An 18859-nucleotide genomic window follows, 5' to 3' on the forward strand; every position below is an offset into this window, starting at 1 on the left:
TACGCTATTCTGGCCCCGAGCAGAAATCAGGAATTTCGGAATGCGTAAATGCACAAGTGGCGTCATTGCCGCTGCATTATGGGCATCCATTGTGCAGGCGGAATACCTCAATACGGCGGATGGGTCTCAGACCTTTCAGCTGGCCTCGGCCGATCTGACAGTATCGTTACGACCGGTTCTGCGGCCCTCAGCGATGGAGTATCGGGTGTCGACCGAAGGAAACGCGCGGTTTCAGGCGTGGCTGGGGGCGTTTCGGGAGCGGGCGCTTGAACAGGGCATTTCCGTCGCAACGCTGGATCGGGCGCTGGCCGGGCTGACCTATGACAAGAAGGTCATCGAACGCGACCGCAATCAGGCCGAATTCTCGAAACCGATCTGGGAATATCTGGATTCCGCCGTCGCGGAGACGCGTGTTGTCAATGGCCGTGCCGGGCTGGAGCGTCACTACGCGACGCTGACCCGGATCGAGGCGCAATATGGCGTGGAAAAAGAGATCGTCACCGCGATCTGGGGGCTTGAGACCTCGTTCGGTACGTTCCGGGGCGGTGACCACACCATCCGCTCATTGGCGACACTGGCTTTCGATGCGCGGCGGGCGCAGTTCTTTGAAACCCAGCTGATCGCCGCGTTGCAGATAGTTCAGGCCGGGGATGTCAGCCCCGGTAACATGGTCGGCAGCTGGGCCGGGGCGATGGGGCATACGCAGTTCATGCCGACCTCTTACCTGGATCACGCGGTGGATTTTGACGGCGATGGTCGGCGGGATATCTGGTCAGATGACCCCGCCGATGCGCTGGCCTCGGCCGCTGCCTATCTGGCGCGGCACGGCTGGACCAAGGGGCAACCCTGGGGGGTCGAGGTGCGCCTGCCCGAGGGGTTCGACTATGCCACCGCCAAGCGGGATTACACGTTGCTGCCGTCGGACTGGGCCGCACGCGGTGTGGTCGGGCGTGATGGTCAACCGGTCCCGGATCACGGGAATGCGGCCATCCTGCTGCCTGCAGGCGGGCAGGGCGTTGCGTTGATGGTCTTCGACAATTTCGGCGTGATCGAGAAGTATAATGGCGCCGACGCTTATGTGATTGGTATCGGCCATCTGTCCGACCGTCTAGCTGGTCACGCCCCGTTTCAAGCCAACTGGCCGCGCAGCGATCGGGTGCTGAGCTTCACCGAGAAAAAGGAACTGCAATCCCGCCTGACCGAGGCAGGGTTCGATACGCAGGGCATCGACGGGCGCACCGGGCCAAACACGACCGACGCGGTGCGGGCTTATCAACTGGCACAGGGGTTGTTGCCGGATGGATATGCGAGTCTCAGACTGTTGGAGCGGTTGCGGTAAGGACGCAGCAAAGGCCCTGACCGTTGACAACGTTCCGGCGTATTAGTTGCAAAAGGTTGGTCGATTTGGCCAATCTCTTGTGACTTCCTGCCACGGATATTGTTTCGGTTCTTACCGGTCCCAAGTGTGCTTCAAATTGATGAGGCCGCTCCATGATTGATGACGAACCGAAGCCAGCAGAATATTACGATGATCGCAGCATCTGGACCCTAGACCCGACACCCGCGGACAAAGAAGTCTATGATGTCTTCGCGACCAACGTGGTCCAACTGGTACAGCTTCTCGACGAAAAGGAACCTCTTATGTCGAGAGACGTCTACGCAAGGCTTTTTGCCTCCTTGCTGGATTTTTCCAGAGTGCTGGGAGAGTACGAAGACAGTTGGAGCCGGAGCTACGAAACGCGGTAACTCCGGTGCCTGCCGAAAAAGTGACTCCGCAGGACACCGGCAAGAAAAGCCGGTGTCATCAGGCCGTCCTTACTTTTACCAGACGCTGTCTTATGCCGCCGCTTTCATCAGCCCTTGGGCGATGATCTCGGCCTGCGCCTCGTCCAGCGACTTGTGGATGCGCACGAACATCTCATCGATTTCCGCAGGTGTCAGAACCAGCGGTGGTGAGATGATCATCCGGTCGCCCACATGACGCATGATCAGGTTGTTGGCAAAACAGCGGTCGCGGCAAATATAGCCGATGGTGCCGGGCTCGGACGCGAACTTGGCACGACTGACTTTGTCCGGCGTCAGTGCGATCGAGGCCATCATGCCGACGATCTTGGCCTCACCCACCAGCGGGTGATCGACCAGCGCCTCCCATTTCTGTTTCAGATAGGGCGCGGCCACGTCGCGGACGTGATCGACGATTTTTTCTTCTTCGAGGATACGCAGGTTTTCCAGTGCCACCGCGGCAGCGACGGGGTGGCCGGAATAGGTGTAGCCGTGGTTGAACTCAGTACCGCCGATGACTTCGGCGATCTCGTCATTGACGATGGACCCACCGATGGGCGCATAGCCCGAGCTGAGTCCTTTGGCGATGGTCATGATATGCGGCTTGATCCCAACGGTTTGCGAACCGAACCAGTTGCCGGTGCGGCCGAAACCGCAGATCACCTCATCTGCGATCAGCAGGATATCGTACTTGTCGCAGATGCGCTGAACCTCGGGCCAGTAGGTGTCGGGTGCCACGATTACACCGCCTGCGCCCTGAACGGGTTCGGCGATGAAAGCGGCGACGCGGTCCTCGCCCAGCTCCAGAATGGCCTCTTCCAGTTCACGCGCGCGGGCCAGACCGAAGTCCTCGGGCGTCATGTCGCCGCCTTCGGCCCACCAGTTCGGCTGGTTGATGTGATGGATGTTCGGGATCGGAATTCCGCCCTGCGCGTGCATCCCCGCCATACCGCCCAGCGAGGCCGAACCCACGGACGAGCCGTGGTAGGCGTTCTTGCGGCTGATGATGATGTTCTTGTCGGGTTGGCCTTTTTCGGCCCAATAGGTGCGTACCAAGCGGATATTGGTATCGTTTGCCTCTGACCCGCCCGCGGCAAAGAACACATGGTTCAGATCGCCCGGTGCCAGTTCGGCCAGTTTCTTGGCCAGAGCAATGGCTGGTACGTGGGTCGTTTTGAAGAAGGTGTTATAGTAAGGCAGTTCGCGCATCTGGCGGGCGGCGGCCTCGGCCAGCTCTTCCCGACCATAGCCGATATTGACACACCACAGGCCAGCCATGGCGTCCAGAATCTCTTCGCCCTCACTGTCGGTCAGATAAACGCCATTGGCGCGGGTGATGACGCGCGCGCCCTCTTGGCCCAGCGACCCATTGGCCGAAAACGGGTGCATGTGGTGGGCGGCATCCAGCGCCTGCAATTCAGCGGTGGGCATGTGATTGGTAATGGTGGACATCCGGAATTCTCCTGAACGAGCGATTGGCGTTCACAATATGATCAAATTTTTTTCTGTCAATCGAATCGCATTAATCTAATCATGGGACAGGGCGTCGGCCATAAGTTCCATCCCCTGTTTGATGTCTCGTGCGGTGGCTTTTGCGACCCCGTCGGCGTCCTTTGCACGCAAAGCGGTAAGGATATCCTTGTGCCAGTCCGGCAGGCTCTGAGTGCCAAACCGACCGCAAACCACCCGCAGCGACGGCCCGAATCTAAGCCAGAGTCGCTCGGTCAGATCGCTGAGAATTGGTGCACTCGCATGGGAATAGAGTGTCTCGTGAAAGCTGTGGTTCAGACGCAGATAACCGCTGACATCACCATCGGCTATGGTGCGGTCCAGCCGCTGATCAATGTGTTCAAGATGGTCGATATCCGTGCTGCTCACATTCGCGGCCGCCCGTCTGGAAAGCTCTGATTCCATTGATAATCTGGCAAATATCATCTGCTCGACATCGCCCGCCGACAGCAATGGGACGCTGACCCTGCGGTTGCCCTGAAACATCAGCGCACCATCCGAAATCAAACGCCGGATTGCTTCGCGTACCGGGGTCATTCCGACGCCAAGAGATTCGGTCAAACCCTGTATCGTTACAGGTTGCCCCGGCACCAAATCGCCGAACATGATCTGAGCTTTCAGGGTTTGATACACCTGCTCATGCGCGGGTCGATTTTCACCCTCTGCCTTCGAGGCGGGTGCTTTATTTTTGATCAAATCCAATTGGTTTGCCCTGTTTCCAACGATGGTAACTTGCCAGATACCTGACCTTTCGAAAGCATACGCGGGATCGGGGGAAAACGCAAAACTTGATCAAATCAAAAAAAAGGTGAAAATACCCCCACACTTGCAGGGAGAAAAAAATGTCAATCAAAACGCTGACGATGACTGCGGTCATCGCATTGGGGACTTCAGCGGCTTTCGCCGAAGAAGTGCGTGTCTACAACTGGTCCGACTATATCGATGAGGATCTTCTGAAGAAGTTCGAAGAAGAGACCGGCCTGACGCTGATCTACGACGTGTTCGACAGCAACGAGGTTCTGGAAACCAAGATGCTGGCCGGGGGATCGGGTTATGACGTGGTGGTGCCGACCGGCAGCTTCATGAGCCGTCAGATCCAGGCAGGCGCGTTTCAGGAGCTGGATGCGACCAAACTGTCAAATATCGGCAATGCGTGGGATGTCATAGCCGAACGCGTCTCGCAGTTCGATCCCGGCAACAAGCATTCGGTCAACTATATGTGGGGCACCACCGGGCTGGGCGTGAATGTCGGCAAGGTCAAGGAAGTGCTGGGCGAGGATGCGCCGCTGGATTCGATGGAACTGATTTTCAATCCGGCGAACATGGAGAAGCTGGCCTCGTGCGGCGTGTATTTCCTGGATGCGCCGGATGAGATGGTGCCGGCGGCGCTGGTCTACGCTGGTCTGGACCCAAATTCGCATGACAAGGACGACATTGCCAAGGCCGAAGAAGTCTTTGCGGCGGTCCGGCCATATGTGAACAAGTTCCACAGCTCGGAATATATCAACGCTTTGGCCAACGGGGATATCTGCGTGGCCGTTGGGTTCTCGGGCGATGTGCTGCAAGCGCGGGACCGTGCGGCCGAGGCCGATAACGGCGTTGAGATCGCCTATAACGCGTTCAAGGAAGGTTCGCAGATGTGGTTCGACCAACTGGCCGTGCCGGTCGATGCACCGAACCCTGACGGAGCGCATAAGTTCATCGACTTCATGCTGGACGCCCAGAACATGGCTGCCGCATCGAACTATGTGTTCTACGCCAATGGCAACAAAGCCTCGCAGGAATTCCTTTCGGAGGACGTGATCGGTGACCCTGCCGTCTATCCGTCGGAAGAGGCTATGGCGAAAACCTATATCAAGGGACCTTACCCCCAGAAAACACAGCGGGTCGTGACCCGCATGTGGACCAAGATAAAGTCGGGCACCTGACCGATTTATCTGTGCAGGGCGGCTGGGCCGCCCTGCACCTGTTTCCAGTCCGGCAAAAACGGGGGCCACAGTGACTTCTGACATCTTTGCGCCGTGGAATGATCCACAGGCGAAACCTTTGATCCAGTTCCGAAATGTCACCAAGCGGTTTGGAGACTTCACGGCCATCGACAACCTGTCTCTGGACATTTTCGAGCGCGAGTTCTTTGCGCTGCTGGGACCTTCGGGTTGCGGCAAGACCACCATGATGCGGATGCTGGCCGGGTTCGAGAAACCCACCGAAGGGCATATCTTGCTGGGCGGTCAGGATATCGATCCGATCCCGCCGAACAAGCGGGCGGTGAACATGATGTTCCAGTCCTATGCGCTATTTCCGCATCTCAGCATCTGGGACAACATCGCTTTTGGCCTGCGCCGGGACAACATGCCCAAGCACGACCTTGAGGATCGGGTCGAAGAGATGTTACGCCTGACCCGGTTGGAGCAATTTGCTCGCCGCAAGCCGCATCAGATCTCGGGCGGTCAGCGTCAGCGGGTGGCGCTGGCGCGGTCTTTGGCCAAGGCACCAAAACTGCTGCTGCTGGACGAACCGCTGGGCGCGCTGGACAAGAAACTGCGGCAGGACACGCAGTTCGAACTGATGGACATCCAGGAAAAGACCGGCACAACTTTCGTGATCGTGACCCATGATCAGGAAGAGGCTATGACGGTTGCCAGCCGTGTAGCCGTGATGGACCAAGGCAGGCTGATGCAGGTGGAAACGCCGGACCGCATCTATGAAAACCCAAACTCGGTCTATGTCGCGGATTTCATCGGCGATGTGAACATCATCGAAGGCCGGGCCTCGTCCAACGGTGACGATACCTATCAGATCGACTGGGCCGAGGGGCAGTCGCCCTTGACGGCGACCTCGGCCAACGGGTTTTCGCAGGGACAGACCTGTCACCTCGCGATCCGGCCCGAAAAGGTGACGATTTCGGCAGACCGCCCGACGGATGCGATCAACGCGGTGCAGGGCAAGGTGCACGACATCGCCTATCTGGGCAATCTCTCCACCTATTACGTTGAACTGCCGAACGGCACGATTATCAAGGCGCAGACGGCCAACACTCGCCGTATCTCGCGCCGGTCGTTTACATGGGAAGACCCGGTCTGGCTGTCCTGGACAGCAACCGCCGCGGTTTTGCTGGTAAGCTGATGCGCCGCGCGTTTCTGATTGCCGTTCCGTATGTCTGGCTGCTGGCGCTGTTTCTGGTGCCGTTTTTCATTGTCCTGAAAATTTCACTGTCGGATACCGAGCTAGCCATTCCGCCTTACACGCCGACGCTTGACCTGTCGCAGGGTTGGGCCGGGATAAGGGATTTCTTCAGCCAACTGGATTTCGAGAACTTCGTCTGGCTGACCGAGGATGACCTGTATTGGAAAGCCTATCTCTCCAGCGTCAAAATCGCGGTCATTTCCACTTTCCTGACGCTGCTGGTGGGCTATCCAATTGCCTATGGCATGGCGCGCGCACCTGCGGAATGGCGGCCGACGCTGATGATGCTGGTAATCCTGCCTTTCTGGACCTCGTTTCTGATCCGCGTCTATGCGTGGATGGGCATCCTGTCGAACGAAGGCTACCTGAACCAGTTGCTGCTGTGGGCGGGTATCATCTCAACTCCGCTGACCATTCTGAACACTAATACGGCTGTCTATATAGGCATCGTTTATACCTATCTTCCGTTCATGATCCTGCCGATCTATTCGTCGCTCGAGCGGATGGACGGGTCCCTGATCGAAGCGGCCGAGGATCTGGGCTGTTCGCGCCTGCAGGCCTTTTGGCTGGTGACGGTCCCGCTGTCGCGCCCCGGCATCATCGCGGGTTGTTTCCTCGTGATGATCCCGGTGATCGGTGAGTTCGTGATCCCGTCGTTGCTGGGTGGCTCGGGTACTCTGATGATCGGCAAAGTGCTGTGGGAGGAGTTCTTCTCGAACCGAGACTGGCCGGTGGCCAGCGCCGTGGCGGTGGTGCTGTTGCTGATTCTTGTAGTGCCGATCGTGCTGTTCCAGCGCAATCAGCAAAAACAGACGGAGGCCGAGCAATGAGCAGGTTAAGCTGGTTCAACACGGTTTCGCTGACCCTGGGGTTCGCCTTCCTCTATATCCCGATGATCATCCTGATCATCTTCAGCTTCAATGAAAGCAAGCTGGTCACGGTCTGGGCAGGGTTCTCGACCAAATGGTACGGTGAGCTTTTTCAGAACGAGCAAATCTTGGACGCAGCGTGGGTGACTTTGCGCGTTGCTGTGTTCTCGTCGACGATCGCAACAATTCTGGGCACCGCCGCTGCTTATGTGCTGGTGCGCGGGGGCCGTTTCCTTGGCCGCACTCTGTTTTCGGGCATGATTTACGCGCCGCTGGTAATGCCTGAAGTCATCACCGGCCTGTCGCTGTTGCTGCTCTTCATCGGTATCGGACTGGATCGCGGCATCCTGACCATTGTGTTGGCGCACACGACGTTCTCGATGTGCTTTGTGTCCGTTGTCGTCTCGTCGCGTCTTGTAACGTTCGATCAATCACTAGAAGAGGCCGCACTTGATCTGGGTTGCTCGCCGGCGCAAGCGTTTCGCCTGGTAACACTGCCGATTATCGCTCCGGCTGTTATTTCCGGATGGTTGCTGGCTTTCACCCTCTCTCTGGACGATCTTGTGATCGCATCATTCACCTCGGGCCCGTCGGCGACGACCTTGCCGATGAGAATATTCTCTTCCGTGCGATTGGGGGTCAGTCCCGAAATCAACGCGCTATCGACGATCATGATCGCTGTTGTCACCATTGGCGTGATCATCGCCTCGCTGGTGACCAAACGCGCGATGATGCGGCAGCGACAAGACGAAATGGCTGCCGCCCGAACGGAATGAGGCGCATCTACCCCAACTACACCTACGGCCCCGGTCCGCGCGCGGGTTGCTGGTGGGATGAGACCTGCCCCAGCCCCAATTGGCCAGTGCAGGAAGGTGACCAGAGCGTAGATGTCGTCATCATCGGCGGCGGCTTCACTGGCCTGTCGGCGGCGCTGCATCTGGCCGAGGCCGGAGTGTCGGTAGCCGTGCTCGAAGCTGAAATACCGGGTTGGGGAGCGTCCGGGCGCAATGGCGGGTTTTGTTGTCTGGGCGGGTCAAAGCTGAGCCATCACGCGATGGTCCGCCAGTTTGGAGAGACTGCCACAAGCAGCTATGCCCAGGCCGAAGCAGACGCTGTTCACCTGGTCGCCGACCTGCTTGGGACGCATTGCATCGACACCGATATGCATTCACGGGGTGAAACCCAACTGGCTCATACTCCACGCGCGATGGAAAAGCTGCGGCGACAAGCCGAGGCGTCTGGCACGCTACATGAACCGGGTGATCTGCCGGGGCTTGGCTTCGGTGGCAGGTTCTATGGCGGCTACACCACTCCGGTCGGATTTGCCCTGAACCCCAGAAAATACCTGTTCGGACTGGCGCAGGCAGCAAGGTCACGCGGCGCGGAACTGTTCCAGAAAAGCGCCGCGCAAACTTTTCGAAAAACGCGATCCGGTCTTGAAGTTCAGACCGAATCCGGTCGGATCAGGGCGCAAAACGTGCTGATCTGCACCAACGGTTATTCCAGCGAGGACATCCCATCTTGGATGGCAGGCCGGTACATGCCCGCGCAGTCCACGGTACTGGTGACCCGTCCCTTGTCCGAGGCCGAAATGCAGGAACAGGGCTGGACCTCGGACCAGATGGCCTATGACACACGCCAATTGCTGCATTATTTCCGCCTTATGCCCGACCGAAGGTTTCTGTTCGGAATGCGCGGAGGATTGCTGTCATCACCGCTGGCCGAAGCCGCCATCAGGCGCAAGGTCATAAGGGATTTCAGGAAGATGTTTCCGGGTTGGTCGGGTGTTGACGTGACCCATATGTGGTCAGGCATGGTTTGCCTCTCGCGGGGTCTAACGCCGTATGTCGGGCCTGTGGAGGGCCTGCCGGGGCTGTTCGCCGGGTTTGCCTATCATGGAAACGGTGTGGCGATGGGCACCTATTGCGGTCGTGCGCTGGCTAGGATGGTTTTGGGGCAGTGTGCCGACCTCCCGGAGCCTATTGCACGTGCGCCGCAACGGTTTCCGTTGGGGCGCTGGCGTCGTGCGTTGCTGCCACCGGCCTATGCGTTGATGGCACTTGCGGATTGGTGACGGCTAGAGCGTTGCCAGCTCCAGTTCCAACCCTTGCGCGTAATCGCCCGCACCGCTTTCGACACGCCATAGGCAATAGGCGGCCATGCGCCACGCGTACCAACGACGCAGCCGTTGATACCGATCCACTGTATAACCATGGCCATAGGTAGACAGGAATTGACGCTCTTCCGCCTGAGTCAGAGCCGCGCCCCGGTACAGGTACTGCATCGCCGGGGACAAGAACAAAGCTAGGTCCTCACACGGATCGCCCTGCGCTGGGCATTGCCAGTCGATAAGAGTCAGACCGGAAGGTGCGGTCAGAATATTCCCGGCCACCGGGTCACCGTGAATCAGGCATGTGCGGGATACAGGCGGCACCTGTTCCTTGGGCGTCAACTGTTCCAATTGAATCCGCGTTTTCGAAACGCACCCATCAAGAATACTCTGCCCGTGCCGCGCCAAATCCGCGCTGCCATTACACCCTTTCGGTGCTTGAACGTGCAGGTCAAGCGTATGAAGCTTGCGCAACAGCGTCCCCACCTCAGCCGACCCCTCGCGCCAGGGTGAGCCCGGCGCGTGATCGTAGAACACCCATCGGCCATGATTATGTTGACCGGCCGCGCGCAGGCGAGGAACAAAACCTGTGGGCTCCAAGGCGGTCAAGCACAGCGCCTCCAGCTCGGCATCGTTGCGGAACAGCGGGTTGCGCGGTCCGGCGCGATACAGTTTCAGCACCTTGCCGCCGTTTTCTTCCAGCACCTTCCAGACCTGGTTGGTGCGCCCGCCATACAATGTCTGAAACTGCGCATCCGCTGCAACCAGACCCTGATCGCGCAGGTCATCAACAAGATCCAACGGAGGGGTAATCGGGTCAGACAGGGGGGTCACCGGTACAAAATCGAGTCGCAGTTGCACAGGTGTGGCCTGTCGCGCCCTGCAGATCAAGCTCCGGTTCGGACCGCTGTCACCATTCCCACCGGTACCACCTGACCGCTTTCCAGCGTCAGCAAGACAGTATCGTCCCCGACCTGTGCTTCAACCACCTGATTGTAGGCTGCAACGGGTTGGGTCGACAGCAATTCATCCCCGTCATAGCTTTCCAGTGTTGCCGTATAGCTGCCTGTCGGCAATGGGCTGCCGTCACTCGTTGTGCCGGCCCACGCAAAGTCGGTTTGTGTTACCGGTACGGAAATCCGCTCAATCTCGGTGCCGTTGCTGTCACGGATGACCATGACCGCGCCATCAGCCGCCTCTGCAGATTGCGCGGACAGGGGCACAGGTTCACCGTCAAAGTGAAACGCCGCAGTGGTCCGGACATTCATGCCGACCCAATTGGCCAACTCCTCCAGCTTGATGCCGCCCAGTGACAACACCAACTCCGAGAGCGCCTCGTTGGTTTGCACCTGCTGCTCGACCATCGAAAACTGTGCAAGCTGCGAGGCATATTCACTGGAATCCATCGGCTTCAGCGGGTCCTGATTTTGCGCCTGTGTGGTCATCAGTAACAGGAACGTATCAAAGTCGGATGCCACGGATGCAGCTTGTGATTTGGATGCCGCCTGCGCGGGCGTGTTGGTCTGGGTCGTCGATTGCGTTGGGTTGATCATGGTTAAAGCCTCATATCGATCCGCCCGTCGGGGGCGATGTGTGGGCGTGCCGGGCCGACCTCGGCGATGTGCTCGGGTTGAGGGGCCGAGAACTCGGTGCCCTCATCACCGCCAGAATTGTCGTGCTGCGCATCGGCGGATGTACCCAGGTCAAAGGACAGGTCGCCCATACCGAAATTCCGGAACTCGGCCTCAAGAACCGAGAGGTGGCGCCGCATCATTTCCAGCGTCTCGGGGCGTTCCGCGCTGATCGTCAGGTGCAGGCCGTCGTCACGGCCATTCATAACGATCGAAACGCGCCCCAGCTCCTCGGGGTTCAGCGCAACCTCGATTGCGCCGGAATGCGGCCTTACGTTGATGGCGGTTGCCATCTGAGATGCGATGGCGCGCGTTGTTTCCGCGCGGGCGGTTGCTGTCATCGCCTGAACCGCTGGCCCCGAATCGCGTGTGGCAGATAACGTCGAGGTCTCTCTGGCAGCCTGCATGTCCTCGCCCTCGGGAATCGCTTGTGTATCAACCTGAATGCTGGCCGTGTCGGATGCCAGAAGCTGCATCTGCACAAATGTCTGCGCGCGATCGGATGTGTTTGGATGTTTCGGCATCGGTCCGGGTGTGAGCGAGGCTTGCGGTACGTTCCGAACCGGATATGCAATAGCAGACAGAACCGGCAATTCTTTTGGACGCGAGTTCGCAATGGCCGGACCCCTCGGCAGGTTCTGCGGTTTAAGGACGTTTTCATGCGGTCGCCTCGGTTGGTCGCCCCCTGGGTTCAAAGCCTGAAAGGCTGGAGAAACCGAGCGCTGCACTGAGGTTTCGGCTGTTCGCAGGGCTTCAACCCCCGGGAGGTTCTGTTGCTTGTTCCCGGTCGAATCAGCGTCAGACGAGGTGACCGGAGATGTCACAGAGGGCTCTTTTGGAGGCGATTCCAAAACCGGTTTTGGAATGACCTCTGCAGCAACAGGGGGGGTCTCAGCAGGGGGGTGGTCATCCGTTGCAAAAGCGATGTCTGTGACCTCAACCTCTTCCGTGATGGTCTCCAACTCTGACGCCGCATCCGGAATCTGAACCAGAAGGTCAGCCGTTTCAGCATCACCGGACTGCGGATCGGTGTCCTGATCCATCACCGTTTGAAAGGACATACCGTCCTTGGATTCGCGTGCCTCATGCTGGGTGGCATCGGGTTTCTTGGCGGCGGTTGGTGAGGATATCACCGCTGAAAGAGGGTTGGGCATTTTGCTCCGGCTCCTTTTGTGTAACCGGAAATTTGCCCGCAGGAAGTTACGTTTATTTTAACTGCTTTCACCTTTGATCGAGAAAGTTCGATGCAAATTTCGGAGAAAGCAATGAAGGTTTCTGCGACCCAACCCGTCCCGCAACCACCGACAACATCCCAGAAAGTGCAGACCGCCGCAGTCGAATTGGAGGCGGCGTTTCTGGCAGAAATGCTCAAGGCGTCCGGATTGGGCAAGGCGCGCCAATCCTTTGGCGGTGGCGCAGGGGAAGACCAGTTTTCCTCTTTCCTTGTAAAGCATCAGGCGCGCGCGCTGGCCGAATCCGGTGGTGTAGGCCTGTCCGAAATTCTGATCCAGTCCATGATGGAGAAAACCAATGCCGGTCAAAGCTGATACCGACCTGATCAAGTCCTTGGAAGAAGTGCTGGACCTCGAGCGTACTGCGCTTGTCGATGGTGACCTGGACCGGTTGAATCACATGGCGCCGGAAAAGGAAAAGCTTATCGGGGCGATCAATGAACTTCGGGTCTTTGACAGTGCTGAGTTGATTCGCCTGCAAGAGAAAGTGGAACGCAACCAGGCCCTGCTGAACAGCGCGGCAGAGGGGATTCGCGCTGTGGCCAGCCGAATGGCCGAATTGCGTCGCGTTCGGCAGGAGTTCAGCACCTATGGCGCCGACGGTCAGCGCAACGGATACACCGTGCGCCACAATGCCAAACTGGAAAAGCGGGCTTAGCGACGGGTTTGATTCAAATCCGATTTTTTTGGCTTGGGCGCTTTAGCACTCCGTTAGGGGATCAGGGGCAAAGGTGGTCGGGCACCTGAAATCAGCAGGTGGCGCGAACGGCCCGACGGCGGATCGCACCGATCAGAAAGACGTCAAAGCCCGCGGATGATGCGGGGTAAGCATGGGCGTAAAGGGCCCGAACGGAAAAGGAAGAAAGCTATGTCCAGCATTCTGACCAACAATGGCGCAATGGTTGCGCTGCAAACTCTGAAATCGGTCAACAAGAACCTGGCACAGACACAGAACGCGATCTCGACCGGTAAGGACGTTGCAACAGCCAAAGACAACTCGGCCGTCTGGGCAATTTCCAAGGTCATGGAATCCGACGTCAATGGTTTCAACGCGATCAAGGACAGCCTGGCGCTGGGTGAATCGACCGTTGCAGTGGCCCGGAATGCCGCTGAAACAGTGACCGATCTGCTGACCCAGATGAAGGGCAAGATCGTCGCGGCCCAGGAAGACAACGTGGATCGTGGCAAGATCAATGATGACGTGACCGCTCTGAAAGATCAGATCAACTCGGTTGTTAGTGCGGCGCAGTTCAACGGTCTGAACCTGGTGGACGGGTCTTCAGGTTCTGCTTCGATCCTGGCCTCGCTCGATCGTGACAACACAGGTGCGGTGACCGCTTCGTCGATATCTGTGGCTGGTCAGAACCTGTCGACCGGCGGCTACACTGCGGCTCAGGTGTTTGACGGTTCGACAGGTGCCTCGACCGGCAACGACCGGGTGGGCGCGACCATCGACAATGGTGCAACCTCGGCAACTGCGCTGGTGACAGATGAATCCAGCGGTGCTTTTGCCGCAGGTGACAAGGTTGTTGTCGCGATTAACGATCAAGTCGTTTCCTACACCGTCTCGGCTGCGGACGCTGCTGCGACAACAACAGGTGACCTTGTCGCTGTGGGCCTGAAGGCAAAGATCGACGAATTGGGCATCACCGGTTTGACCGTTGACTACGACTCGGGCACTCAAGGCACGCTGTCGGTCGCCAACGCAACTGGCAATGACGTCTCCTTCTCGGCTCAGTACGTGAACGCAGGCTCGGGCGGTCTGGGCGCGTTGACCGGCATTGACGTTTCGACCGGCGCTGGCGCAACCGCGGCTATGGCAACGATTGAAACCCTGATCGACACCTCGATTGACGCCTCGGCTGCATTCGGTTCGTCGCAGGGCCGGATCGAGACCCAGAAAGAGTTCATCTCAAACCTGGCTGACTCGTTCAAATCCGGCATCGGTTCGCTGGTTGATGCCGACATGGAAGAGACCTCGGCTCGTCTGCAGGCCCTGCAGGTTCAGCAGCAGTTGGCCACCCAGTCGCTGTCGATCGCCAACCAGGCGCCGCAGTCCATCCTGTCTCTGTTCCGTTAACCTTCGGAACCTGGCTGGGGCGTGGAAATGCGCCCCGGCCCTGATCGCCAAAAGGCGGACTATTGGAAGGATTTCAAGTGACACCGCACACTCTTGCACAGCGAGCCTATGCGCAGACTGCCGCCCCCACGCGTACACCGCGCGACACCGAATACGAGGCGATTTCAAAGATCACGCACCGGCTCAAGGCTGCGGCCGCCCGGCAAAAGACAGATTTTGCCGGGTTCGTTCAGGCGCTGCACGAAAATCGCCGTCTTTGGACCGTTCTGGCCAGCGGTGTCACGGATTCGGACAACGCCCTGCCCAACGAGTTGCGGGCCCGGATATTCTATCTGGCCGAGTTCACTGAGCAGCACAGCAGCCAGGTTCTGGGCAAAAAGGCGACCGTGGAACCTCTGCTTGAGATCAACATGGCCGTGCTGCGCGGCCTGCGGCAAATGGGGGCCGGCTGATGGGCGGGCTTGTTCTTAAACTTGCACCGAAAGAGAGGGTCCTGATCAACGGCGTGGTTGTTGAAAATGGTGACCGCCGCAGTCGGTTCTCGATCATGACGCCAGATGCCAACGTCCTGCGCTTGCGGGATGCCATCCACCCGGATGAAGTGAATACCCCGGTTAGGCGGGTGTGCTATGCCGCTCAGCTTGTGCTGTCCGGCGACATGGAGCCCGAACGGGCCCGTCAGCAGCTGCTGCGGCGGGTCGAGGAGCTGAGTCAGGTTTTCACCGACGCAGACAGTCGCCGAGTGCTGTCCGAGGCCACCGAGGCTTTGCTGGCCGAGCAGTATTACAAATGTCTGAAATCTCTGCGCGCCTTGTTGCCGCGCGAAGAACGATTGATGGCGTATCAGCAATGACATTCCAGCCTGTCATCCCTACGGGTGGTCTGGTGGGCTGGCGGTTTCTACAGCGCACCTATGACGCGCAGCTCGACAGCTTTTCGTCTTCATCCGTCAATGAGAGGGAGAGGCAGTACTTTCTGGAAAATATCGGCAAGGTGCAAACGGCTGAGGATCTGGTGTCGGACCGTCGTTTGTTGCAGGTCGCACTGGGCGCTTTCGGTTTGGAGGGCGACATAAACAACCGGTACTTCATTCAAAAAGTACTGTCGGATGGCACCAGCGCCGATGATGCGCTGTCAAACAGGTTGTCCGACGGCAGGTATCGGGAGTTTTCCGAGGCGTTCGGTCTGGGGCCGGGTGAGATACGCCGGACCGGGTTGGCAACGTTCATGGAAGATATTGCGCGCGACAATGACATGTCGCAGTTCGAAATCGCGGTGGGCGAGTCCGACGAAACCATGCGTATTGCACTGTATGCACAGCACGCCCTGGTCGATCTGGCTGGGCAAAGCGGCAGCGCAGACACCAAGTGGTTCGATCTGATGAGCCTGCCCCCGATGCGCAGTATGATGGAAACGGCTCTTGGCCTGCCGCCTAGCTTCGCCCAGTTGGACATCGACCGGCAGCTTGAGGTGTTCAAAGCCAAGCTGTCGGGTGTGACCGGATCAGAGGATTTGTCGCAGTTCACCGATGAGGCGGCAGTGGCGCAGCTGACGGACCGCTTTCTGGCCCGCAGCCAGATTGCACAATCGCAGAACACGATTTCCCCCGCTCAGACTGCACTGATCTTGCTGGGGGCGTGATGGAGGTCACGGGCGCGACGTCAGGCTGGACAGATCCCGGCCCAATCGCAATACCAGTCCGGAAAAACGGACGTCAGTTGTTCAAAACCGCATCTGCCGACGTTTGGAGGGCGTAGGATATGACCGGTTGGGACACGTTGTGCAGCTTGATATCCCCCAGCGGCACCGCATTGGCGCAGGCCGGCTGAATATCAGCCGAGACGACAATACGCTGACCTACCTTTTTGCCATATTCCCCCAATCGGGCGGCCACGTTCGCGGCCTGTCCGATGACGGTGAAGTCCAGTCGTTCGCGTGATCCGACATTGCCATAGGTAACACGCCCATAGGCAACACCGATCGAGCAATCGCAATGGGTTTCAGAGCCGGATTGGCGCAGCTCGCCCAGTTTCTCGACGATTTCGATGGCGGAACGTTGGGCATTCCAGCGCGCCGACTCTGAATCGTCTCCGGCCGGGAACACCGCCAGAACAGCGTCGCCGATGAACTTGAGAACTTCTCCACCATTGTCATGCACGATGCCGGAAACAGTTTCAAAGAATTCGTTCAGCAGATTGATATAGGCGGAGCGGCCAAGCCGTTCTTCCAGGCTGGTGGAGTTGCGCAGGTCGCAGAACATGATGGCGGCGTCGATCTCGTCCCCGTCGCCCCGCCGGATTTCGCCCCCCAGAACCCGCGCGCCCGATCGTTTGCCCACATAGGTTTCCAGCAAAACCTGCGCGTTCTCGCGTTGCATGAAGACCTCGTAATATCGGGCAATGACCGAGGAACATTCGAACACCAGCCCCAGGTTTTCGGTGGTGAACCCGTTCGGGTGGTCGCAGGTCAGCGTCAGGACGTTGGTGCGCCCGTCCGAGAATGGCAGCGGCATGGCGACGTAATCGGTTGCCCCCTTAGCGCGCAAGTCTTCCATGATCGGAAAGCTGTTTTGCGGGTTTTCGTCGTTCAGCCGCTGGCGTACCCCGCCCAAACCGTTCGACACGTGACGCAGGGGGCTGTTGATATAGGCTGGATGGTCGTGGATTTCATAGGTGGGCACATTGGTCGAAATCTCGGCTTCGCCCTTTTCCCAGATATAGTGTTTGCCCGCGATCAGCGGATGCAGCGACCAGGCCAGAATGCTGAGCCGCTGAATGGCAATCCCGTGTTCCAGCATCTTGTCGGCCAGGGCTTTGGTGAAGGCTTCGGGGGTCTGGTTCTCGGACGCGCCGCGCATCAGCCAATCGATAAGAGGGCCGCTGATATTGCCATCCTCTGGGGTCCGCAGATTGTTTTCGCCCAGGTCGATCCGCGTATAGGCTTCGGGCATGAAGCCGATATGACCCTGAATGGCTGTGCTTTCGGGCAGGGCGTCTTCATACGCCCAAACGGAATTGGCCAGACGTTGACCATCCAATATGACATCGTGATAGGTCGCTGTCCCTTTGAAGGGGCAGAAGGTCTGCAATTCGGTTTCGTCGCCAAGATCGATGCAGACGTCATCGCGCGGGATATAGATAGTAGCCGGCAAGCGCGTTTCATACATGACCTTGGCGTTGGTGCTTTCTGCCAAAAGGGTGTCATCACGGTAGATCGCAACCCGACCGGCCAGCTCTTCGACCGAAATACCGTAACCTTTGGTCTTTGGGGCGGTGTGCACATTCATCATCAGACTCCCTGACGCGAGTCTTTATAGGATGGGGCTTTGATGGTCGCATTCCAAGGGGTGTAACCGGCATTTTACCGCACGTATCCTACCCGGCGCGGCAAGGTCAGACCATCTGAATCACGTCTTTTTCGATCGACAGCATATAGCCCTTTTTGGCGATGTTCTTGACCAGAAGTTCGCTGACCATCTGGTTGCCCAAGGCATCGCGCAGCCGTTTGATCCGGGTGGCGCCTGCGGCCTCGTCGCAATCGGCGGCGTCCTTGCCGGAAATCATCGCCTCGATCTGCACGCCCGAGAGGACCTCGTCATCCAAGCGGGATTCCGCCAGCACCGACAGGGTTTCCATCGCCGCCGGGGTCAGTTTGAAATCCATGTTGTTCAGGTAGACGGTGTTCTCCTCGCGGCTGATCAGCAGAGAGGTAACCTGAATACCGGTGCGTTCGATCTGCGCCATGCGGCGGTTCAGCATCACCAGCATCACCAGAAATACAAGCGCGGTCACCAACATCGCGCTGGCAAAGACCAGCAATACGAAAATCACCATCCGATAGCTGGACAGCGTGTCGGCAAAGGCCGTGCCGGATTGCGCCAGAATCTCGAGCAGGCGGATTTCCGTCTGCGAGGTCAAATCGCTTTCGATGAACAACCGCTCGACCCGCGCGTTGAAGGCGTTGGCATCGGGCAGGGTCCAGAACAAGAAGATCGCCGCCGTTACCAGAATCAACACGATCACCGCGATGCCCGCGCCGACCAACCTGACACCGGACCGGCGGGCCTCAGTAACGGAGATAGAATTGTCCGGCATTGGCCTTCCTTTTATCCAACCCTTCCGGCCCGAACACGGACATGACGTTCAGCAGGGTCCAGCCCGAGCCCTTGAGGCGCTGGGCGACTTCACGTTTTGCCTGCCCCTTGTCGCAGGCCGAAACCTGCATGACGCCATAGTGCAGGCGCAGCGGATTGTCCTGTTTGGCCTTGTAATCCGCATAACAATCGGCCGCCGAGGCAGCAGAGCCAAGCGATATCAGGGCCAGCAAGCCCAGAGAAGAGAGGATCTGTTTCATAGGCCGCATCCTGCGCATGGGTTAGCGCGATATTCAATAACCCAAGGGGTTTGGCGGGCCTGATATCGGATAACAGGAGGTCGTTATTGCTTGTCTGGACGGGGAAC

Annotated in this window: 21 protein-coding genes; 13 read left to right on the forward strand and 8 right to left on the reverse strand. The window is 58.4% G+C overall.

Annotated elements, in window-relative coordinates; translation table 11 throughout:
* The first annotated feature begins 40 nt into the window (after positions 1-40).
* Both AC2FEE_RS14415 and AC2FEE_RS14420 read left to right on the forward strand, forming a co-directional pair.
* Positions 41-1339 (forward strand): lytic murein transglycosylase, encoded by a 1299-nt coding sequence (locus AC2FEE_RS14415; protein WP_496866022.1) that lies wholly within the window; start codon positions 41-43, stop codon positions 1337-1339.
* Between the two features lie 152 nt (positions 1340-1491).
* Positions 1492-1746 (forward strand): hypothetical protein, encoded by a 255-nt coding sequence (locus AC2FEE_RS14420; protein ID WP_496866023.1) that lies wholly within the window; start codon positions 1492-1494, stop codon positions 1744-1746.
* A gap of 90 nt (positions 1747-1836) precedes the next feature.
* Here AC2FEE_RS14420 and AC2FEE_RS14425 read toward each other — a convergent pair whose 3' ends face one another.
* Both AC2FEE_RS14425 and AC2FEE_RS14430 read right to left on the reverse strand, forming a co-directional pair.
* The gene (locus AC2FEE_RS14425) at positions 1837-3234 is read right to left on the reverse strand and encodes an aspartate aminotransferase family protein (protein ID WP_496866024.1); all 1398 of its coding nucleotides are present in this window, start codon (positions 3232-3234) and stop codon (positions 1837-1839) included.
* Positions 3235-3309: 75 nt separating this feature from the next.
* Positions 3310-3993 (reverse strand): GntR family transcriptional regulator, encoded by a 684-nt coding sequence (locus AC2FEE_RS14430; RefSeq protein WP_496866025.1) that lies wholly within the window; start codon positions 3991-3993, stop codon positions 3310-3312.
* Positions 3994-4133: 140 nt separating this feature from the next.
* On the opposite strand from AC2FEE_RS14430, the gene AC2FEE_RS14435 reads away from it, so the two are divergent.
* The 5 genes from AC2FEE_RS14435 to AC2FEE_RS14455 all read left to right on the forward strand — a co-directional run bounded on the left by AC2FEE_RS14435 (position 4134) and on the right by AC2FEE_RS14455 (position 9420).
* Complete coding sequence (locus AC2FEE_RS14435; RefSeq protein ID WP_496866026.1) at positions 4134-5219, forward strand: polyamine ABC transporter substrate-binding protein; 1086 nt, start codon at positions 4134-4136, stop codon at positions 5217-5219.
* A gap of 70 nt (positions 5220-5289) precedes the next feature.
* Positions 5290-6417 carry an ABC transporter ATP-binding protein gene (locus AC2FEE_RS14440; protein ID WP_496866027.1) on the forward strand — a complete coding sequence of 376 codons (1128 nt, stop codon included), beginning with the start codon at positions 5290-5292 and terminating at the stop codon, positions 6415-6417.
* On the forward strand, positions 6417-7307 hold the full coding sequence (locus tag AC2FEE_RS14445; protein ID WP_496866028.1) for an ABC transporter permease subunit: 891 nt from the start codon (positions 6417-6419) through the stop codon (positions 7305-7307). Before AC2FEE_RS14440 ends, AC2FEE_RS14445 begins: the two co-directional genes overlap by 1 nt.
* Positions 7304-8122, forward strand: coding sequence for an ABC transporter permease (locus AC2FEE_RS14450; protein WP_496866029.1), 819 nt, complete (start codon positions 7304-7306; stop codon positions 8120-8122). Before AC2FEE_RS14445 ends, AC2FEE_RS14450 begins: the two co-directional genes overlap by 4 nt.
* Positions 8119-9420: an NAD(P)/FAD-dependent oxidoreductase gene (locus AC2FEE_RS14455; RefSeq protein ID WP_496866030.1), complete on the forward strand. Its 1302-nt coding sequence runs from the start codon at positions 8119-8121 to the stop codon at positions 9418-9420. Before AC2FEE_RS14450 ends, AC2FEE_RS14455 begins: the two co-directional genes overlap by 4 nt.
* A 3-nt stretch (positions 9421-9423) precedes the next feature.
* Here the strand turns inward: AC2FEE_RS14455 and AC2FEE_RS14460 are convergent, their stop codons facing one another.
* The 3 genes from AC2FEE_RS14460 to AC2FEE_RS14470 are packed head-to-tail and all read right to left on the reverse strand — an operon-like array spanning position 9424 to position 12241.
* The gene (locus tag AC2FEE_RS14460) at positions 9424-10317 is read right to left on the reverse strand and encodes a phosphotransferase (RefSeq protein WP_496866031.1); all 894 of its coding nucleotides are present in this window, start codon (positions 10315-10317) and stop codon (positions 9424-9426) included.
* A 26-nt stretch (positions 10318-10343) separates the two neighbouring features.
* Positions 10344-11009 carry a flagellar hook capping FlgD N-terminal domain-containing protein gene (locus tag AC2FEE_RS14465; RefSeq protein WP_496866032.1) on the reverse strand — a complete coding sequence of 222 codons (666 nt, stop codon included), beginning with the start codon at positions 11007-11009 and terminating at the stop codon, positions 10344-10346.
* Positions 11010-11011: 2 nt separating this feature from the next.
* Positions 11012-12241: a flagellar hook-length control protein FliK gene (locus tag AC2FEE_RS14470; protein ID WP_496866033.1), complete on the reverse strand. Its 1230-nt coding sequence runs from the start codon at positions 12239-12241 to the stop codon at positions 11012-11014.
* Between the two features lie 111 nt (positions 12242-12352).
* Here AC2FEE_RS14470 and AC2FEE_RS14475 point away from each other — a divergent pair, with 111 nt between their 5' ends.
* The 6 genes from AC2FEE_RS14475 to AC2FEE_RS14500 all read left to right on the forward strand — a co-directional run bounded on the left by AC2FEE_RS14475 (position 12353) and on the right by AC2FEE_RS14500 (position 16040).
* Positions 12353-12634: a rod-binding protein gene (locus AC2FEE_RS14475; RefSeq protein ID WP_496866034.1), complete on the forward strand. Its 282-nt coding sequence runs from the start codon at positions 12353-12355 to the stop codon at positions 12632-12634.
* Entirely contained in the window at positions 12618-12977 is a 360-nt protein-coding gene (locus tag AC2FEE_RS14480) for a flagellar biosynthesis protein FlgN (RefSeq protein WP_496866035.1), read from the forward strand. The genes AC2FEE_RS14475 and AC2FEE_RS14480 overlap by 17 nt, the downstream gene beginning before the upstream one ends.
* Positions 12978-13187: 210 nt before the next feature.
* A complete protein-coding gene (locus tag AC2FEE_RS14485) occupies positions 13188-14399 on the forward strand; it encodes a flagellin N-terminal helical domain-containing protein (RefSeq protein ID WP_170401047.1) in 1212 nt (403 codons plus the stop codon).
* A 77-nt stretch (positions 14400-14476) separates the two neighbouring features.
* Positions 14477-14851, forward strand: a complete 375-nt coding sequence (gene flaF / locus AC2FEE_RS14490; protein ID WP_496866036.1) for a flagellar biosynthesis regulator FlaF — start codon at positions 14477-14479, stop codon at positions 14849-14851.
* Complete coding sequence (gene flbT, locus AC2FEE_RS14495) at positions 14851-15252, forward strand: flagellar biosynthesis repressor FlbT (RefSeq protein WP_352996402.1); 402 nt, start codon at positions 14851-14853, stop codon at positions 15250-15252. Before flaF ends, flbT begins: the two co-directional genes overlap by 1 nt.
* Complete coding sequence (locus tag AC2FEE_RS14500; protein WP_496866037.1) at positions 15249-16040, forward strand: DUF1217 domain-containing protein; 792 nt, start codon at positions 15249-15251, stop codon at positions 16038-16040. The genes flbT and AC2FEE_RS14500 overlap by 4 nt, the downstream gene beginning before the upstream one ends.
* A gap of 73 nt (positions 16041-16113) precedes the next feature.
* On the opposite strand, the gene AC2FEE_RS14505 is transcribed toward AC2FEE_RS14500, so the two are convergent.
* From AC2FEE_RS14505 to AC2FEE_RS14515, 3 genes are all read right to left on the reverse strand, one after another.
* A complete protein-coding gene (locus AC2FEE_RS14505) occupies positions 16114-17685 on the reverse strand; it encodes a DUF427 domain-containing protein (RefSeq protein WP_496866038.1) in 1572 nt (523 codons plus the stop codon).
* Positions 17686-17791: 106 nt separating this feature from the next.
* Positions 17792-18493 carry a winged helix-turn-helix domain-containing protein gene (locus AC2FEE_RS14510; protein WP_496866039.1) on the reverse strand — a complete coding sequence of 234 codons (702 nt, stop codon included), beginning with the start codon at positions 18491-18493 and terminating at the stop codon, positions 17792-17794.
* Positions 18465-18752, reverse strand: coding sequence for a hypothetical protein (locus tag AC2FEE_RS14515; RefSeq protein WP_496866040.1), 288 nt, complete (start codon positions 18750-18752; stop codon positions 18465-18467). The genes AC2FEE_RS14510 and AC2FEE_RS14515 overlap by 29 nt, the downstream gene beginning before the upstream one ends.
* Positions 18753-18859: the final 107 nt, after the last annotated feature.

The sequence above is a fragment of the Ruegeria sp. YTSC199 genome, from assembly GCF_059609725.1.

Coding starts and splice junctions, on each gene's coding strand:
- AC2FEE_RS14415 (WP_496866022.1), top strand. CDS start 41: ATGCGTAAATGCACAAGTGGCGTCATTGCCGCTGCATTATGGGCATCC.
- AC2FEE_RS14505 (WP_496866038.1), bottom strand. CDS start 17,685: ATGAATGTGCACACCGCCCCAAAGACCAAAGGTTACGGTATTTCGGTC.
- AC2FEE_RS14500 (WP_496866037.1), top strand. CDS start 15,249: ATGACATTCCAGCCTGTCATCCCTACGGGTGGTCTGGTGGGCTGGCGG.
- flbT (WP_352996402.1), top strand. CDS start 14,851: ATGGGCGGGCTTGTTCTTAAACTTGCACCGAAAGAGAGGGTCCTGATC.
- AC2FEE_RS14435 (WP_496866026.1), top strand. CDS start 4,134: ATGTCAATCAAAACGCTGACGATGACTGCGGTCATCGCATTGGGGACT.
- AC2FEE_RS14455 (WP_496866030.1), top strand. CDS start 8,119: ATGAGGCGCATCTACCCCAACTACACCTACGGCCCCGGTCCGCGCGCG.
- AC2FEE_RS14515 (WP_496866040.1), bottom strand. CDS start 18,752: ATGAAACAGATCCTCTCTTCTCTGGGCTTGCTGGCCCTGATATCGCTT.
- AC2FEE_RS14425 (WP_496866024.1), bottom strand. CDS start 3,234: ATGTCCACCATTACCAATCACATGCCCACCGCTGAATTGCAGGCGCTG.
- AC2FEE_RS14485 (WP_170401047.1), top strand. CDS start 13,188: ATGTCCAGCATTCTGACCAACAATGGCGCAATGGTTGCGCTGCAAACT.
- AC2FEE_RS14450 (WP_496866029.1), top strand. CDS start 7,304: ATGAGCAGGTTAAGCTGGTTCAACACGGTTTCGCTGACCCTGGGGTTC.
- AC2FEE_RS14420 (WP_496866023.1), top strand. CDS start 1,492: ATGATTGATGACGAACCGAAGCCAGCAGAATATTACGATGATCGCAGC.
- AC2FEE_RS14465 (WP_496866032.1), bottom strand. CDS start 11,009: ATGATCAACCCAACGCAATCGACGACCCAGACCAACACGCCCGCGCAG.
- AC2FEE_RS14480 (WP_496866035.1), top strand. CDS start 12,618: ATGCCGGTCAAAGCTGATACCGACCTGATCAAGTCCTTGGAAGAAGTG.
- AC2FEE_RS14445 (WP_496866028.1), top strand. CDS start 6,417: ATGCGCCGCGCGTTTCTGATTGCCGTTCCGTATGTCTGGCTGCTGGCG.
- AC2FEE_RS14510 (WP_496866039.1), bottom strand. CDS start 18,493: ATGCCGGACAATTCTATCTCCGTTACTGAGGCCCGCCGGTCCGGTGTC.
- AC2FEE_RS14470 (WP_496866033.1), bottom strand. CDS start 12,241: ATGCCCAACCCTCTTTCAGCGGTGATATCCTCACCAACCGCCGCCAAG.
- AC2FEE_RS14475 (WP_496866034.1), top strand. CDS start 12,353: ATGAAGGTTTCTGCGACCCAACCCGTCCCGCAACCACCGACAACATCC.